Source organism: Hymenobacter citatus (assembly GCF_014333615.1).
GTDB classification, from domain to species: Bacteria; Bacteroidota; Bacteroidia; order Cytophagales; family Hymenobacteraceae; genus Hymenobacter; species Hymenobacter citatus.
The window spans coordinates 430688-446567 of the sequence record NZ_JACSCY010000003.1; the positions used below are offsets into that span (position 1 = coordinate 430688).

The following is a 15880-nucleotide window of genomic DNA, read 5'->3' on the forward strand; positions in this document are numbered from 1 at the left end:
AAAAGATAAAAATAGGCCCAATAGCCTATATGCATAGCATGTTTATTTGATTAAAATTAACGCATTGCTTTACTCCAAACTCAATGAGGTGGTCAAGTGACCACCGACTGGAACTAATGCCGCCGCAAGCATTAAAGCTTATTGAGTGATTAATCAGTTCGCTCTTCACCCTAGTTCCAACAGCCATCACAGAGGCTAGGATACTGATTTTCAGCTAGGTACCGACGCGCGCAGGGCCTACGCCTAGGGTAGTCCGCTACCAGCGACGTGCAACGCGGCCGTCACGGCGTCGAGGCGGTGCACTAGCTCCTTCGCTGAGGAAAAAAGGGATGCAGTTCGGCCAACAGCGTATTGGTGAAGGTTTTAGTATTCTACCCCACCACCCTGCTATACTTCTCCCGATACTGCTTCGGCGACAGGCCCGTTACGCGCTTAAACGTCAGCCGGAAGGCTTTCGGATCGGTGTAGCCCACACGGTACATCACCTCGTTCACGTGGTCGGCCGATGATTCCAGGCTGTTTTTGGCTGCTTCTACCTTCACCCGCTGGATGTACTCGACCACCGAGTTGCTGGTGGCGCGCTTGAAGCGGCGCTCCAGGTTGCGGCGGCCCAGTGCCAGCAGGTCGGCCAGCTGATCCACGGTTATTTTGTCCTGGTAGTGTGTTTCGATGTAGGTCTGCGCCCGTTTGATTAGCTCGTCGGCGTGGTTTTTCTGCCCGTTGAACACCACAAAGGCCGACTGACTAACCCGCGCCATATCAATCTGAAACACCTTGGCGCAGAGCACGGCCATTTCGCGGCCCGCGTATTTCTCTACCAGGTAGAGCACCAGATTGAGGTAGGAAAACGCCCCACCGCTGGAATAAATACCGTGTTCGTCGGTGAGGAGGCGGTCTTCTACCAACTCTACCTCCGGAAACATGCGCCGAAAATCGGGGGCGGCGGCCCAGTGCGTGGTGCACTGCCGGCCCGCCAGCAGACCGGTGGCCGCCAGCAGAAATGCCCCTACGCACAGGCTGGCCACCTCGGCCCCGCGCTGGTGTTGCTGCACCACCCAGGGTAAGAAGGCCTTGTTGTGTTCCAGCGCCAGTGCCAGGTCGCCGTCTACGGCCGGAATGATAACGAGGTCGGTGTGCGCTGGGTCGGGCAGGAGGTGGTCGGCCGCTACGGTGTAGCGGCCGCCACACACGGGCGTGGCGGGCTCCAGGCCTACCAGCCGCACGGCAAATAGCGGGGGGCGGCCCATACGCTGCAACAACGCATTCACCTCCGAAAACACCAGCCGGGGGCCTTCAATGCTTCCCAAAATAGCCCCCTTCGGAACCAGAATCGAAATGTGTTTCATGGTACGTGCGCTACGATGTGGCGATGTCGCATTTACCCCTGATTTAGTCGGGATTACCCCCGCAAACGCAAAGGCTGTTTTACTAATTTTGTTGGCAACAACACCGGAAATATAGCCAATATTTCCATGCGAATTAGCAAAATATCTTCCAACCAACATATTTAACTTCCGATGAGCAAAGTAACCGTTGCCATGTACCTTACGCTGGACGGCGTGATGGAAAATCCTGCCTGGACCACGCCCTACTTCGATAAGGAAGTAGCTCATTTTCAACAAGAAGCTATGTACAACTGCGACGCCCTGCTGCTGGGCCGCGTCATGTATCAGGCGTTTGCGGCCGCCTGGCCCGCCATGCCAGACGCCCCCGGCGCCGACCGCATGAACATCCTACCCAAGTTCGTGGCCTCTACTACCCTAACCGCCAGAGCGTGGAACGCTACCCTACTGCGTGGCGACGTGCCCGCGGCCGTTCGGCAGCTCAAGCAACAGCCCCATCAGAACTTGCTGGTGTATGGCAGCGGCCGATTGGTGCGCACGCTTATGCAGCACAACCTGATTGACGAGTACCGACTGATGGTGCATCCGCTGGTGTTGGGCAACGGGCAGCAGCTATTCACAGAGGGTGTTGCGGCGACTCTGCAATTGCAAGAAGCCCGGCCCACTGGTTCCGGCGTGCTGCTACTCACCTACCACCCCCAACGCACCAACGCCGAGTAGGCCAGTGCGCATCCGATGGTTTCATACTCTTGACTTTGCGCTATGGTAGAAGTTTTCAAAACCAACGTCCGCACCCGGCACCATGCCCGGCAGCTGGTGCGCCAGATCCACGTCACCTTCGCCCATTACCACGCCAACTTCGACCTGGACGACTGCGACCGAATCCTGCGGGTGGAGTGCACCAGCGGCTTCGTGCTCCCCTCCTGCCTGATTAAGCTGCTGCGCGATGCCGGCTTTCAGGCCGAAGTGCTGCCGGAGTAAACAAAAACGCACTGCCTGATTCGGCAGTGCGTTTTTGTTTACTGAGTCCGTGGGCGTCGGATCGGTATCGTTGTACGAGCTTCGTGCTGACGGTTATTAACACGGCGCAGGCATTAGCAACGGCAACCGGTCGGACGCCTACGGCGTCGGACCGGTGGACGCTCAGTACCCTACCCCAAGCTGCGGTAGCGCACGCGCTTGGGCTCTACGTCGCCGAGGCGCTTCTTCTTGGCTTCTTCATAATCCGAAAAGTTGCCCTCGAACCACACCACTTCCGAGTCGCCCTCGAAGGCGAGGATGTGCGTGGCGAGGCGGTCCAGGAACCATCGGTCGTGGCTGATGATGACAGCGCAGCCGGCAAAGTTCTCCAGCGCATCTTCCAGCGCCCGGATGGCGTTTACGTCCAGGTCGTTGGTGGGCTCGTCGAGCAGCAACAGGTTGGCGCCTTGCTTGAGGGTGGTAGCCAGGTGCACGCGGTTGCGCTCGCCGCCCGACAGGCTCCCTACCTTCTTCTCCTGGTCGCCGCCGCGGAAGTTGAAGTTGCTCACGTAGGCGCGGGCATTCACGGGGCGGCCGGCCAGCAGCATCGTCTCCGTGCCGCCCGAAATCGACTCGAATACCGACTTGGCCGGGTCCAGCGTGTCGTGCTGCTGGTCTACGTAAGCGGTCTGCACGGTAGGACCTACCTCGAAAGTACCCGCGTCGGGTTGCAGCTGGTCGGTGATGAGGCGGAACAGCGTGGTTTTGCCGGCGCCGTTCGGGCCAATGATGCCTACGATGCCGCCCTGAGGTAGGGAGAAGCTCAGGTTCTCGAACAGCAGCTTGTCGCCGAAGGCTTTGGTCAGCCCTTCGGCCTCAATCACCTGGGCACCTAGGCGCGGGCCGTCAGGGATAAACAGCTCCAACTTTTGCTCTTTCTCCTTGGCGTCTTCGCTCACCATTTTGTCGTAGCCGGCGAGGCGGGCCTTGCTCTTGGCCTGGCGGGCTTTGGGGGCCATGCGTACCCATTCCAACTCGCGCTGAAGCGTTTTCTGGCGCTTGCTCTCGGTTTTTTCTTCCTGGGCGAGGCGGTTGGATTTCTGCTCCAGCCATGAAGAGTAGTTGCCCTTCCACGGAATGCCCTCGCCGCGGTCCAGCTCCAAGATCCAGCCGGCCACGTTGTCGAGGAAGTACCGGTCGTGGGTTACGGCTATCACGGTGCCTTTGTACTGCTTGAGGTGTTGCTCCAGCCACAGCACGCTTTCGGCGTCGAGGTGGTTGGTGGGCTCGTCCAGCAGCAGCACGTCGGGCTCTTGCAGCAGCAGGCGGCACAGGGCCACGCGGCGCTTCTCGCCGCCCGAGAGGTTGCCCACCACGGCATCGGCCGGGGGCGTGCGCAGGGCGTCCATGGCGCGCTCCAGCTTGCTGTCCAGGTTCCAGGCGTCGAGTTGGTCGAGGCGTTCCTGCACTTTTCCTTGCCGTTCGAGCAGTTTATCGAAATCTGCATCCTCGGCACCAAATGCCTCGTTAATTTCGTCGAACTCCTTGAGCAGGGCCACGGTTTCGGCCACGCCTTCTTCCACTACCTCCTTCACCGTTTTGGAGGCATCAAGCTGTGGCTCCTGCTCCAGGTAGCCTACCGTGTAGCCCGGCGACCAGACTACTTCGCCCTGAAACTGCTTGTCGACGCCGGCAATGATCTTCAGCAAGCTCGACTTACCCGAGCCGTTCAGACCCAGCACGCCGATTTTGGCTCCGTAAAAAAAAGAAAGGTAGATGTTCTTGAGAACCTGTTTCTGGGGCGGAAACACCTTGCTGACGCCCGCCATCGAGAAGATAATCGTCTGGTCGCTCATGTGACTAAAAAGAATGGAAATGAAACGAATAATTAACGGCACTGTCAGGGGTAGCTCCTACCCCTAGCACCTCCACGCTACCGCCGCCCGCCGCCGGGTTTTGCAGTGGCCTTCAGCGGAAGTATACTACAGATGCCCTATTTTGCGTATGATTGATTTGAATCAATAACATGACAGGAGGTTTTCATAGCTCACACTTCACCTTATTGTTCGTTCTACAAACTTCACTTGACTGCCGGACATACCTTGCCAGCACACCACCCGGCAGGGCCGAATTTGCCACAAAGGTAGCGTCCTGCGTGGCTTTCCGCCCTACATTATGCTAAGTGTATAGGCATTTTTGCCCGGCATCCCGTAAACTTGTGCACATAGTCTAGCTTCGCATTCCGCCCGCTCCTCCCTCCACTTATTCGCTTCCGCACTATCCCAATTATGGAACAACACGACCACCTCCTCGCTACCGCCCGCCAATACGGCTATGTCGAGGGTGACCAGGTGTGGCTCCGTCCGTTTATGACGCTGCCTGCCCGCCGGGTAGGCCAGGTCAAAGACTCCCCCGACACCTCCCTCATCTACTTCGCCCAGCGCTTCGAGCTATTTCGGGCCAAGGTAGAAGACCTGCTGGCTAAGATGGCCGACTCCGACAACAAGGGCTCTTTTCTGATGAAGGCCCTGCACCTGAAAGAACAAATAGCCAGCTACGATGGCCTGGGCGATTTTGAGAGCCTCCATCATCGCCTCACCGAGGCTGAGGAAGGTATCAATGTGACGATTGCGCAGAACCGGGAGAAAAACATGGCCACCAAGTTGGGCGTGTTGCAGGAGCTGGAAGCCCTGCGTGACACCCTGGACTTTCAGACCGCCACGGAGCGGGTGAAAGCTCTGCGCCAGGTCTGGATCAAGACCGGCCCCGTTGATAAAGAGCTGATTGAGGACATGGAGGCCCGCTTCCGGGCGGCCGTGGATGCCTTTATGCAGCGCAAGCGCGACTTCCTGGCCGACAAAAAGGCCATGACCAACCGCGTGCAGGACAAGTACATGGCCCTGATTCGGCAGTCGGAAGCCTTACAGGATTCCGACGATTTCGAGAACACCACCCGTAAGCTCAAGCAGTTGCAGCAGGAGTGGAAAGATATTGATGCCTCCCTACCCCGCAAGCAAGCCAACGACCTGTGGACGCGGTTCCGGGCAGCGCACAACCACTTCTTTGAGCGCCTGAAGGTGCACATCAACACCAAGCGCGCCGAAAACCAGCCTGAAGACAACCTGGCCCGCAAGCGTGGCTTGGTGGCCGAGGCTGAGGCTCTGCTGCACCGCCCCATGTCGGAAGCAGTGGCCCGCGCCAAGGAGCTGCAAGCCGCCTGGAAGAAGGTAGGCCCCGTGCGCGGCGAGGAATCGGACCGGGTATGGGAGCAATTCATTGCCGCCTGCGACAAGGTATTTGAGCTCAGCTCATTAGAGCACTACATTCGCAAGCGCCACGGCGGCGCCACCGAGCCCGGCACCCGCGACGACCAAATAGCTGCCCGTGTGCAGGCCCTGCGCGAGTTTGTGAAGAGCGACCGGCAGGAGCAGCTGGTGCTGGAAGAAAACCTGAGCAAACTCAACGTATCGCCCGGCAACGAGTCGTTTCGAACCATGCTACAGGGGAAAATACGAGCGTTTGAGCGGAAAATTCGCACCAAAAATCATTTAATCGAGCTTCTGCAAAAAGGAGTGCTTGTATAAGCAACCTTCAGTTGTATTTTACGTTGTCGGCAAGGAGCAACGTTTTGCCGGCCTCCGTGTCTACCTTCACATCGTCGTAGACCACCGAGCTTGCGACGTGCCACCTTTTGCCAACCTTTTTTTATAGTACACGACTATGTATTGGACGCTGGAACTGGCTTCCTATCTGGAAGATGCCCCCTGGCCTGCCACCAAGGATGAACTCATCGACTACTCTATCCGCTCGGGTGCGCCGATGGAAGTAGTGGAGAACCTGCAGGCCCTGGAAGACGACGGTCAACCCTACGAGAACATTGAGGAGGTATGGCCCGATTATCCGACCAAGGAAGACTTCATGTTCAACGAGGACGAATATTAAGCAGTGTTGAATTTTAGGTGTTGAGTATTGAATGAGTGATTTTGAATTAGCTGACAATCATTCCTTACGCAGCATTCAACATTCAACAATCGACATTTCCGGATTGGTTGCGGGGTACGAACAGCGCGTTCTGCTCCGCAACCTTTTTTTTGTGGTGCCCGAGCCGGCTTTCGTGGCGATTATCGGGCACAACGGCTGCGGCAAAACCACCCTGTTTCGGGCCCTCACAGGGCGCATACCGTACCAGGGTACCATCCGGGTAGGGGGGCGCGACCTGCGCACTGTGGCGCGCCCAGCCGCCGAGGGCCTGCTGGCTTACCTACCCCAGCGCACCACCGTGGGCTTTCCCATTGCCGTGCGCGAGCTGGTGGTGATGGGCCGCTACCGTCACCACCGCTTTCTGGGCGGCTACTCCGCCACCGATTACACCCTGGCCGACAGCGCCTTGCAGCAGGTAGGCGCCGCCCACCTTGCCACCCAGGATTTTACGCTGCTTTCCGGTGGCGAGCAACAGCTGGTGTGGCTGGCGCAACTCTCCTTGCAGGAAGCCACGCTCTACCTGCTAGACGAGCCCACCCAGCAACTAGACGTGTACTACCGCCGCCGCGTGTTCGCCCTGCAACAGCAATGGGTAGCCGAACAGGGCAAGACCATCCTCTGCATCACCCACGACCTCGACAACCTCACCGCCCTCCCGCCCGGCGGCCACCTCCTCAACCTTTCCCGCCCCACCCCTACCCTACTCCCCCTCACCCCCGAGGTGGTGCTAGCCGAAAAGGCGTATTTGGAAAGCGAGGAAAGCTTTGTGAAGCGGTGAGATGGTGAGATGGTGAGTAGTGAGTGGTGAGATGGTGAGATGGTGAGATGGTGAGTAGTGAGTAAAAAATACGGCTGTCATCCTGAGCTTGCGAAGGACCTTCTGCCAGTTGAACGAGTCGTTGTTACGCTTGTCGTTTTATCGTGAGAAGGTCCTTCGCAAGCTCAGGATGACAGCCGTATTTTTTACTCACTACTCACCACTCACCACTCACCACTCACCATCTCACCGCTTCCCCGGCCGGCCGCGTAGCACGTGCCAGATAGAGCGCATAAATGGCCACGGGGGCACGGAGTTCATGATCTGGAAGTTTTCCCACCACGAGGTGCGCTCATCTAGGAAACGCAACACACGCTCCAGGGGGTTGTTGGTGAACAGGTCGGAGAAGATGCGGCGGGTGGCTTCGCCGCGGCGCTGCATGATGTCGAGCAGCAGGGTATCGAACCAGTGAAACTGCCACTGGTCGCCGGTGGGGTCGTGGGGTGGGGCGCCCGTTTCGGCCAGGGCCGCCACCAGCCGGGCCGTGTGCGCCTGAATGCGCTGAAAAGCGTAGCCGGTACTGGGCTTGGCTCGCCCGGCGCGCGTGCCCAGGTTGATGATGCGCGCTCCTGCCCGCGCTGGCAGTGGGTGGTCGGTCATGGGAATGGCGCCTACCTCCTCGGCCTCAATATGGAAGTTCTCTACCCCCAGCGTATCGCGCAGGTAGGCGCGCATGGCTTCTTCGTACTCGGCTTTGGGTAGGACTTCGGCCGAAAATAAAGTGTACTCTACTAGTGCTTTGGTGGGGCTGAAGGGTAGCACGTAGATGAAGCGCGCCTCCTGGTGCTGCGCACCCCGAAAATCCATGAACTCCACTGTGGCCGGGTCGAATACGACGCGGTCGGTCGTCACCTCCCAGCCCACAAAGTGCTGGAGTAGGTAGCGGTGCTTATCGGGCCGGCGCGTGAGGGTAGGCGGGCGACTATCGAAGGCATACCGAGCCGTGAACTCGCCGGCCGTGGTGGTAGCACGCACACCAGTGGGCATTTCCGTGAGGGTTTCTACCCGGCCACGCACCTGCGTTACCTGCGAAGCGGCGGCCAAAGCGGCCCGCGTGAACTGGTAGAAATCCAGCCCCCTAATCATCTTGTAGGTATATTCTTCCAGCCGAAACACCCGGTTTAGCCAAGGGCTACGAAACGCCAGCTGCCGCCACTCGTGGGCCACAATCCCATCGAAGGGGGTAGGCGCGGCCGTCCAGAACGACCATGTGCGGTCGTTCTGGTCTTTGGCTTCGGGCTCGATCAGCAACACCCGCTTGCCGCGGAGGCGTGGCTCTTGTGTGATGGCATAGGCCAGGCTGAGCCCAGCCGCGCCGCCACCTACCAGCATGTAGTCAAAATCAGAACTTTCCAAACGCAAACGGCGGCCGGAATAGACCGGCCGCCGTTGCAAGTTAGGGTTCCTGGTGTAACTACTACGCCATCATAGGGTGCAGCTTCAGACCACCGGCCAGGTCGCGCACAGCGTCGCGCACGTCCAGATCTAGCTCGGCGCTGAAGTGCTGCCGCCCCGACAGGATGCTCACTTGCGATTGAAGGCGCTCCACCCACAGCTGCTCGTTTTCCTTGTAGCCGGAGGTATAGGGGTCGTCGTCAGACAGCAGTACCATCAATTTATCTTCTGGAATCAGGGTGCGGGCCGCTTCGTAGTCGACGGGGGCATGCATCCAATTCAGAATATCCTGCCAGGGACTATCTACTGAAAACCAACCAGCTACGCATAGCACACCGCCTATTTTCCGGGGTTTTTCTTCTTCTTTTGCCACGCTAGCCAAGTAATGCAGAATAGCCAGACAGCCCACGCTATGCCCCACCAGAATCACGTTTTCGTTGAGTTGAGAGGGGGGTAATACCTCACGCAAATAATCTACGGCGCGCTCAATCACGGGCAGGTCCCAGGCAGGCATATTCAACGCTCGCACTTGATAATTGATATCGTCTTCTTCGGCAGCAGCCGCCAACTGGCTGCCCAACCAGGGGTACCAGTCGTTATCAGCAGCGCCTGCCCAGCGCGGAATGATGTATACAGTTTTTGTAGTGGGAGTAGTAGTTGGCATGGTGGGTAGCGTTTGTTTTAGAGAATCTATATACTACAAAGGTAGTGTAGCCGGATTCCCGCTTTGCAAAAAATATTCCATTTCTGAAATAACCTCTTTAGTACCCACGTCTACACAAAATACAAATGGAATAATGCAGTAAACCAATAACACCTACCTGATATACTATTTAAACAGCTATTTATCAGTATATTCTTATACTTTACCTAAGTATAGTATTATAAAAAGACAAAACCTACTATCCTCCCAGAAGGAAGAATTAGCAGGTTTTGTCCTATAAATAGAAATATGCTTCTGCTTAGAAGTTGGGCGACAACAGGTATTTGGAGTAGAAGTCGTCAATGATTTTCACGGCCGACTCGGCATCATCCACGATCTGCACCAGTTGCAGGTCCTCGGCCGAGATGTTGCTTTCCTCGTGCAGCATCACGTCTTCAATCCATTTAAACAGGCCATTCCAGTACGCCGAGCCCACCAGCACGATGGGGAAACGGCCAATTTTCTTGGTCTGAATCAGCGTCATAGCCTCAAACAATTCATCCAGCGTGCCGAAGCCGCCCGGCATGCCAATAAAGCCCTGCGAATACTTCACAAACATCACCTTGCGCACGAAGAAGTAGTCGAAGTTGATGATTTTGTCGGAGTCGATGTAGACGTTGTGGAACTGCTCGAAGGGCAGTTCAATGTTGAGGCCTACTGACTTACCACCCTCGGCGCGGGCGCCTTTGTTACCGGCTTCCATAATGCCGGGGCCGCCGCCCGTAATTACACCGTAGCCGTGGCGCACCAGCTTGGCCGCAATTTCCTCAGCCATTTTGTAATAAGGATTGTCTGGCTTGGTACGCGCCGAACCGAAGATGCTCACGCACGGCCCGATTTTGCTCAGCTTCTCGAAGCCTTCCACAAACTCGGCCATTACCTTAAAGATCTGCCAGGAGTCGGCAATCTTGATTTCGTTCCAGTCCTTGTCTACGAATGCTTGGCGGATGCGCTGTTCGTCGTCGAGCTGCACGGTGCGCTGGCCGTGGGTTTGCTCGCGAATGTCGCTGATGGTCTTGGCCTTATTGTCGTTTACATCGGGCCGCACAATGGTTTTGCCGCTGCCCGCATTCAGGGTTTCATCGGCAATCTTGGTTTTGCTGTTTTTGGTAATTTTTGACATAGCCTGTACTGAAAAACCGTCGGGTCGGGCTTAATCGACCAGATGGCAAAAGGGGTAAAATAAAAATCGCCCGCGCTGGGGCGGGCGGCCAAATGTAGGCCTAAGCAAGTTAACAATTTGTTAACAATAGGTAGTGGATTTGTTACGGGTAGGGGTGCCTTGCAGGCGCCCCTGGCAGGGTAGGGACGAAAGAACGTCATGTTGAGCGCAGCATGACGTTCTTTCGTCCTATCCTTCCGCCTACCCCTACTACGGGTGCCTACAAGGCGCCCCTACTTCGCCCGGATGGCAATAACCGGGTCGAGGTTGGCGGCCAGCACGGCGGGAATGATGCCGGCCAGCATGCCAATCACTACCGACACCGTGAGGCCCAGCGTGATGTTGCCGGCCGATAGAAACAGCGGCATGGCGTCCTGCGGAATGGCCGTTATCAGGAATACCAGAAAGATACCGGCCCCGCCGCCCAGCAGGCACAAGAAAACGGCCTCAAACAGAAACTGGAACAGGATAAAGTAGTTCTTGGCGCCCAGTGACTTCTGAATGCCAATGATGTTGGTGCGCTCCTTCACCGATACAAACATAATGTTAGCGATACCGAAGCCGCCTACCAGCATGGCAAAGCTGCCGATAACGGCCCCAGCCACGCCAATCACCGAAAACAACGACGTAATGGCATTGGCCAGCATTTCGGGTCGGTTCAAGGAGAAGCTGTCTTCCTCGCGCGGCTTGAGCCCCCGGATATTCCGCATCAGTCCCTGCACCTCCGATTCAAGATTGAGCAGGCCGGGGTCAGAGTCTACGCCTTTAATGCCAATAGTGGGCGTGACGCCGCCGCCGCCGCCAGTGGCCACAGCGAATATCTTGGTGAACATGCCAAACGGAATAAAGCAGTTGGCATCGTTGCTGGGTGTATCAAGCAGCTTCTTGCCTTCTTTCTGCAATACCCCGATAACGGTGAACGTGAGGCCTTTGGCTTTAAACGTTTGTCCCACGGCTGACCGGTTGGGAAACAAATTGGCAGCAATATCGGCCCCAATGATGGCTACGCTCCTAGCCGATTCCACTTCCTGGGGCGTGAAGTAGCGCCCCTCGGCTAGCGGCACATCCGACACAATGTAGTAGTCGTAGCTGACGCCTTCCAGGCTACAGCTCGTCATGCTGTTGCTACCCGCTTTGAAAGTGTTACCGCTGGTGTTGGCGAAGATGGCTACCCCACGGTTGCTGCCGGGGCTAAGGTTGCGCTGCAACGCCCGGAACTCGCGCACGGTAGGCACGGGGCGGTTGAAGTACTTCCACCACGGAATGCCCGGCCCAAAAGACCACGGCCACTTGTTCACGTAAATCACCTTATCGCCCACAAAGCTCATGCTCTGGCGCACGTTGGCCTCCAGCGAATCAACCACCGCAAACACGGAGATGATGGAGAAAATGCCCACCGTGACCCCCAGCAGCGACAGAATGGTGCGCAGCAGATTGCCCTTCAATGCGTCCCACGCAAATCGAAAACTCTCGAAGGTCAAACGCAAGGCTTTCATAGGATATAGGTAGAAAAGGCCGATGGAAAAATAAAGATGGCTGCAAGGAATGAATTTATTGCACAAAGCAGCCGGCAATCGTGTTGAATACCGTAGAGCTTAGTCGGTAAGCGCTGTGAAAGACGTTGCCTACCGGCCTGACTCTGTGCTTATCCGGCGAATTTATGTACTTTTGCCGGCTCAAATTTTCGTTACTTCCCCTACTATTGCCCATATCTGCCCATGAAACTTTCTGAGTTCAAATTTGATCTGCCCGAAAACCTGGTGGCGCAGCATCCGGCCAAAAACCGCGACGAGTCGCGCCTCATGGTGCTGCACCGCGACAGTGGCAAGATCGAGCACCGCGTTTTCAAAGATATTATCGAGTATTTCGACGAGGGCGACGTATTTGTACTCAACGACACCAAAGTGTTTCCGGCCCGCCTGTATGGCAACAAGGAAAAGACCGGTGCTAAAATCGAGGTATTCCTGTTGCGCGAGCTGAACCGGGAAATCCATCTGTGGGACGTGCTGGTAGACCCCGCCCGCAAAATCCGGGTAGGCAACAAGCTGTATTTCGGCGAGTCGGATATGGTGGCTGAGGTGATTGACAACACCACCTCGCGCGGCCGCACCATCAAGTTCTTGTTTGATGGCTCCGATGAAGAGTTCTACAAAGCCCTGCACGACCTGGGCGAAACACCCCTACCCCGCGAAATCATCACCCGCGATGCCGACGCCCAGGACAAGGAGCGCTACCAGACCATTTACGCTGCGCACACAGGTGCCGTGGCCGCGCCTTCGGCGGGCCTGCACTTCACCCGCGAGGTAATGAAGCGCCTGGAAATCAAAGGCGTAGATACCGCTGCCGTTACCCTGCACGTAGGCTTGGGCACCTTCCGCCCCGTGGACGTGGAAGACCTGACCAAGCACAAAATGGACTCGGAGAACTTTATTGTTCCCCAGGAGGCCGCTACCATTGTGAACAAGGCGCTGGACGCTAAGAAGCAGGTGTGCTCGGTGGGTACTACCACTATGCGGGCGCTGGAGTCGTCGGTGTCGGCGCACGCTCGCCTGAAGGCCAACCAGGGCTGGACCGACCGTTTTATCTTCCCTCCTTACGAGTTCAAGATTGCCACTTCGCTGCTCACCAACTTCCACACCCCGGAGAGCACGCTGATGATGATGGCCTCAGCCTTCGCCGGCCACGAGTTCCTGATTGAGGCCTACCAAACGGCCATCAAGGAGAAGTATAAGTTCTTCAGCTACGGCGACGCGATGTTGATTCTGTAAATAGGGTCTTGGGGGCTTAGGGTCTTGGGATCTTGGATTTTTGTTCTGATTCTTTGCCTTATCCGCCTTATACCGGCTGCTATCCTGCATGTAGGATAGCAGCCGGTTTTTTTATTGCGTTGCTCGAAGCGCCGCGTAGCGGTGCAAGGTTTGTAGTTTAGCTAGTCGTTGGACGAAAGCGCCGCGTAGCGGTGCAAGAAAGCGCAGGTATTTCTTGCACCGCTACGCGGCGCCACCCCATTTTCAACTACACTTGCTACAAACCTGTTGCCGCTACGCGGCACACCCGAAGTCTTACCTTACTGTACAACAGGCGGCTGCAAGCCGCCCCTACGTCGCCCCTACCCCATCCTATGCCCGAAAACCAAGACCCCAAGACCCCAAACGTCCAAGCCCCCCGATTCGCTATTCTCGTAGCAGGCGGCAGCGGCACGCGCATGGGGGCTGCCAAACCCAAGCAGTTTCTGGATTTGCTGGGCGAGCCGGTGCTGCTGCACACGCTGCGCCGATTTGCCGAAACGCCGTTGCGGGTGCAACAGTGCGTGGTGGTGCTGCCGGCCGAGCAGTTCTCGACCTGGCACCAGCTCTGTGCCGAGCATCATGTACGTATACCGCACACCGTAATAGCGGGCGGCCCTACCCGCTGGGCCTCGGTGCGCAACGGCCTCGCCTACCTCGCCGACCAGACAAGTGGCACCGTAGCCGTGCACGACGGCGTGCGCCCCCTGGTGCCGGCCTCGGTGATTGAGGAATGCTTTGCCACGGCCGAGGCGCACGGTACCGCTGTGGCTGCTGTGGTGCCCAAAGACTCGGTGCGCAACCTGTCGCAGCAAGGCTCCTATGCGCTAGACCGCGCCCGCTTGCGCCTCGTGCAAACGCCCCAATGCTTTGAGCTAGACTTGCTACGCCGCGCCTACCAGTTGCCCGAGCTGCCTACCTTCACCGACGATGCCAGCGTGGTAGAGGACCTGCATCCCATTCAGCTGGTGCCCGGCGACTACCGCAACCTCAAGATTACAACTCCCGAAGATTTGCTGCTGGCCGAAGCTATTCTGCGCAGCACTACGTAAGTTGGGGTGAGCCGCGGGGTAGAGGCACGCTATCTTGTGCATCATCGTTCAATAGCTGGTAGCAACCATCGAACAACCCCACCAGCCGAAGCCGACGAGACACAGGATGTTGTGTTTCTATCCTACTATACAGCTTTTAATAACCCTACCCTTCCACCATGAAAAAGCTGCTCGAAAAGCATCCGCTGGCTATCCGCTGGTTCCACTGGATCAACTTTCCGGTGCTGGCCATTATGATGTGGAGTGGCTTGCTGATTTACTGGGCCAACGACGTGTACCGCATTGGGTGGGGCGACACTACCCTGCTGAAGTTCTTCCCGAAGTCATTTTATGAGGCCTTGCACGTGCCGTTTCAGTTGGCGAAGGGCATGGCCTGGCATTTTGTGGTGATGTGGCTGTTTGTGCTGAACGGCGTTGCGTACGTGCTCTACACGCTGTTTTCGGGTGAGTGGCGCTACCTGGTGCCGGGCCGACACGCCCTGCGCGAGGCGTGGCAAGTGGTGATGCACGACTTAGGCATCCGCAAAGCGCCCCTACCCGTGCGTAAGTACAACGCGGCCCAGCAGCTTGCTTACTCGGCTGTGGTGCTAATGGGGGTAGGCTCGGCCCTCACTGGCTTCGCCATTTACAAACCCACTGAGCTGGCGGGGCTTACTACCCTGCTGGGCGGCTACGAGTGGGCACGGGCCGAGCATTTCATCCTGACGCTGGGCTACGCGCTGTTTTTTGTAGTGCACGTGGCGCAGGTAATCCGCGCAGGCTGGAACAACTTCCGCTCGATGATAGCCGGCTTTGAGCTGGTAGACGCGCCCACTCCTTCCTCCAAACCGACCCGCCCATGACCTCTCCCCAACGCCCTACCCCTACCCCCGACGACGAAGCCGTGGAGCAAGAGGCTGCCCGCCGTTCCCGCCGGGCTTTTCTGACGGCCGGCATAGCCTCGCTGGCGGCGCTGGGCGGCTGGCGCTGGCTGGTCACGCGCCCCACCGACGACGGCGCCCTGTGGCCCCTGCGCCGCGTGCTGGACGTGAATGGTAAGATTTCCAAAGAATTCCTCTCTAATGCCGATCTGGCCCCAGTATTTCCGCGCAGTCGTGCCAAAGCGCCGCGCATTAATGGCAGCTTGGGCTTGAAGAGTCCATTGGATACGGCGGCCTGGCGGTTGCAGGTGCAAGGCATGCGCGCCGATGGCCCTGCGCCGGTGCGCACGTTTTCGCTGGCTGATATTCAGGCCCTACCCCGCGTAGAAATGACCACCGAGCTGAAGTGCATTGAGGGCTGGAGCGTGGTGGTGAACTGGGCCGGAGCGCGCTTCTCCGATTTCGTGACGCGGTACCAACTAGCGTCGGCGGCCGACCTGGCGCCTTACGTGCACCTGGTAACACCCGATCAGAAATATTATGTGGGCCTGGATATGCAGAGCGCCCTGCATCCCCAAACGCTCTTGTGCTACGAGATGAACGGCCAACCGCTAACGTTGGAGCACGGCGCCCCCCTACGCCTGGTGACGCCCCTGAAATACGGTATCAAGCACATTAAGCGCATTGGTAGCATTGCCTTCACCCGGCAGCGCCCAGCCGATTATTGGGCGCAGCGTGGCTACGACTGGTACTCAGGCTTGTAGAAGCGCAACCGTAGCCCAACGCATTGGGTTTGCCTAACCACCCCGAACCAAACTACC

Annotated in this window: 15 protein-coding genes; 9 read left to right on the forward strand and 6 right to left on the reverse strand. The window is 57.5% G+C overall.

Features of this window, described 5'->3' with window-relative positions; translation table 11 throughout:
• Positions 1-371 precede the first annotated feature (371 nt).
• Positions 372-1346, reverse strand: coding sequence for a GlxA family transcriptional regulator (locus H8B15_RS05970; RefSeq protein WP_187318760.1), 975 nt, complete (start codon positions 1344-1346; stop codon positions 372-374).
• A gap of 171 nt (positions 1347-1517) precedes the next feature.
• Between H8B15_RS05970 and H8B15_RS05975 the strand changes: the two genes are divergently transcribed.
• Both H8B15_RS05975 and H8B15_RS05980 read left to right on the forward strand, forming a co-directional pair.
• Positions 1518-2063: a dihydrofolate reductase family protein gene (locus H8B15_RS05975; protein ID WP_187318761.1), complete on the forward strand. Its 546-nt coding sequence runs from the start codon at positions 1518-1520 to the stop codon at positions 2061-2063.
• Between the two features lie 42 nt (positions 2064-2105).
• On the forward strand, positions 2106-2324 hold the full coding sequence (locus H8B15_RS05980) for a hypothetical protein (RefSeq protein ID WP_187318762.1): 219 nt from the start codon (positions 2106-2108) through the stop codon (positions 2322-2324).
• Positions 2325-2494: 170 nt separating this feature from the next.
• Here the strand turns inward: H8B15_RS05980 and ettA are convergent, their stop codons facing one another.
• Positions 2495-4159: an energy-dependent translational throttle protein EttA gene (ettA, locus tag H8B15_RS05985; protein WP_185282073.1), complete on the reverse strand. Its 1665-nt coding sequence runs from the start codon at positions 4157-4159 to the stop codon at positions 2495-2497.
• Between the two features lie 432 nt (positions 4160-4591).
• Between ettA and H8B15_RS05990 the strand changes: the two genes are divergently transcribed.
• The 3 genes from H8B15_RS05990 (at position 4592) to H8B15_RS06000 (ending at position 7062) form a co-directional block, all read left to right on the forward strand.
• Complete coding sequence (locus H8B15_RS05990; protein WP_187318763.1) at positions 4592-5887, forward strand: DUF349 domain-containing protein; 1296 nt, start codon at positions 4592-4594, stop codon at positions 5885-5887.
• 136 nt (positions 5888-6023) lie between these two features.
• Entirely contained in the window at positions 6024-6245 is a 222-nt protein-coding gene (locus tag H8B15_RS05995; RefSeq protein ID WP_019948259.1) for a DUF2795 domain-containing protein, read from the forward strand.
• A gap of 31 nt (positions 6246-6276) precedes the next feature.
• On the forward strand, positions 6277-7062 hold the full coding sequence (locus H8B15_RS06000) for an ABC transporter ATP-binding protein (RefSeq protein ID WP_187318764.1): 786 nt from the start codon (positions 6277-6279) through the stop codon (positions 7060-7062).
• A 225-nt stretch (positions 7063-7287) separates the two neighbouring features.
• Here the strand turns inward: H8B15_RS06000 and H8B15_RS06005 are convergent, their stop codons facing one another.
• From H8B15_RS06005 to H8B15_RS06020, 4 genes are all read right to left on the reverse strand, one after another.
• Complete coding sequence (locus H8B15_RS06005) at positions 7288-8457, reverse strand: lycopene cyclase family protein (protein WP_187318765.1); 1170 nt, start codon at positions 8455-8457, stop codon at positions 7288-7290.
• A 61-nt stretch (positions 8458-8518) separates the two neighbouring features.
• Entirely contained in the window at positions 8519-9160 is a 642-nt protein-coding gene (locus tag H8B15_RS06010; protein ID WP_187318766.1) for an RBBP9/YdeN family alpha/beta hydrolase, read from the reverse strand.
• A gap of 298 nt (positions 9161-9458) precedes the next feature.
• Complete coding sequence (locus tag H8B15_RS06015; protein WP_187318767.1) at positions 9459-10322, reverse strand: LOG family protein; 864 nt, start codon at positions 10320-10322, stop codon at positions 9459-9461.
• A 272-nt stretch (positions 10323-10594) separates the two neighbouring features.
• Positions 10595-11857, reverse strand: coding sequence for an ABC transporter permease (locus H8B15_RS06020; RefSeq protein WP_187318768.1), 1263 nt, complete (start codon positions 11855-11857; stop codon positions 10595-10597).
• Between the two features lie 222 nt (positions 11858-12079).
• Here H8B15_RS06020 and queA point away from each other — a divergent pair, with 222 nt between their 5' ends.
• The 4 genes from queA to H8B15_RS06040 all read left to right on the forward strand — a co-directional run bounded on the left by queA (position 12080) and on the right by H8B15_RS06040 (position 15823).
• Positions 12080-13129 (forward strand): tRNA preQ1(34) S-adenosylmethionine ribosyltransferase-isomerase QueA, encoded by a 1050-nt coding sequence (gene queA, locus H8B15_RS06025; RefSeq protein ID WP_185282064.1) that lies wholly within the window; start codon positions 12080-12082, stop codon positions 13127-13129.
• 353 nt (positions 13130-13482) lie between these two features.
• On the forward strand, positions 13483-14199 hold the full coding sequence (locus H8B15_RS06030) for a 2-C-methyl-D-erythritol 4-phosphate cytidylyltransferase (protein ID WP_187318769.1): 717 nt from the start codon (positions 13483-13485) through the stop codon (positions 14197-14199).
• A 158-nt stretch (positions 14200-14357) separates the two neighbouring features.
• The gene (locus tag H8B15_RS06035; RefSeq protein ID WP_187318770.1) at positions 14358-15041 is read left to right on the forward strand and encodes a cytochrome b/b6 domain-containing protein; all 684 of its coding nucleotides are present in this window, start codon (positions 14358-14360) and stop codon (positions 15039-15041) included.
• Positions 15038-15823 carry a molybdopterin-dependent oxidoreductase gene (locus tag H8B15_RS06040; RefSeq protein WP_187318771.1) on the forward strand — a complete coding sequence of 262 codons (786 nt, stop codon included), beginning with the start codon at positions 15038-15040 and terminating at the stop codon, positions 15821-15823. Before H8B15_RS06035 ends, H8B15_RS06040 begins: the two co-directional genes overlap by 4 nt.
• Positions 15824-15880: the final 57 nt, after the last annotated feature.

Bases quoted from the DNA above. Each gene is read 5' to 3' on its own strand.
- H8B15_RS06030 (WP_187318769.1), top strand. From the start codon at position 13,483: ATGCCCGAAAACCAAGACCCCAAGACCCCAAACGTCCAAGCCCCCCGA.
- queA (WP_185282064.1), top strand. From the start codon at position 12,080: ATGAAACTTTCTGAGTTCAAATTTGATCTGCCCGAAAACCTGGTGGCG.
- H8B15_RS06000 (WP_187318764.1), top strand. From the start codon at position 6,277: ATGAGTGATTTTGAATTAGCTGACAATCATTCCTTACGCAGCATTCAA.
- H8B15_RS05975 (WP_187318761.1), top strand. From the start codon at position 1,518: ATGAGCAAAGTAACCGTTGCCATGTACCTTACGCTGGACGGCGTGATG.
- H8B15_RS05970 (WP_187318760.1), bottom strand. From the start codon at position 1,346: ATGAAACACATTTCGATTCTGGTTCCGAAGGGGGCTATTTTGGGAAGC.
- H8B15_RS05995 (WP_019948259.1), top strand. From the start codon at position 6,024: ATGTATTGGACGCTGGAACTGGCTTCCTATCTGGAAGATGCCCCCTGG.
- H8B15_RS05980 (WP_187318762.1), top strand. From the start codon at position 2,106: ATGGTAGAAGTTTTCAAAACCAACGTCCGCACCCGGCACCATGCCCGG.
- H8B15_RS06035 (WP_187318770.1), top strand. From the start codon at position 14,358: ATGAAAAAGCTGCTCGAAAAGCATCCGCTGGCTATCCGCTGGTTCCAC.
- ettA (WP_185282073.1), bottom strand. From the start codon at position 4,159: ATGAGCGACCAGACGATTATCTTCTCGATGGCGGGCGTCAGCAAGGTG.
- H8B15_RS06010 (WP_187318766.1), bottom strand. From the start codon at position 9,160: ATGCCAACTACTACTCCCACTACAAAAACTGTATACATCATTCCGCGC.
- H8B15_RS06015 (WP_187318767.1), bottom strand. From the start codon at position 10,322: ATGTCAAAAATTACCAAAAACAGCAAAACCAAGATTGCCGATGAAACC.
- H8B15_RS06040 (WP_187318771.1), top strand. From the start codon at position 15,038: ATGACCTCTCCCCAACGCCCTACCCCTACCCCCGACGACGAAGCCGTG.
- H8B15_RS05990 (WP_187318763.1), top strand. From the start codon at position 4,592: ATGGAACAACACGACCACCTCCTCGCTACCGCCCGCCAATACGGCTAT.
- H8B15_RS06020 (WP_187318768.1), bottom strand. From the start codon at position 11,857: ATGAAAGCCTTGCGTTTGACCTTCGAGAGTTTTCGATTTGCGTGGGAC.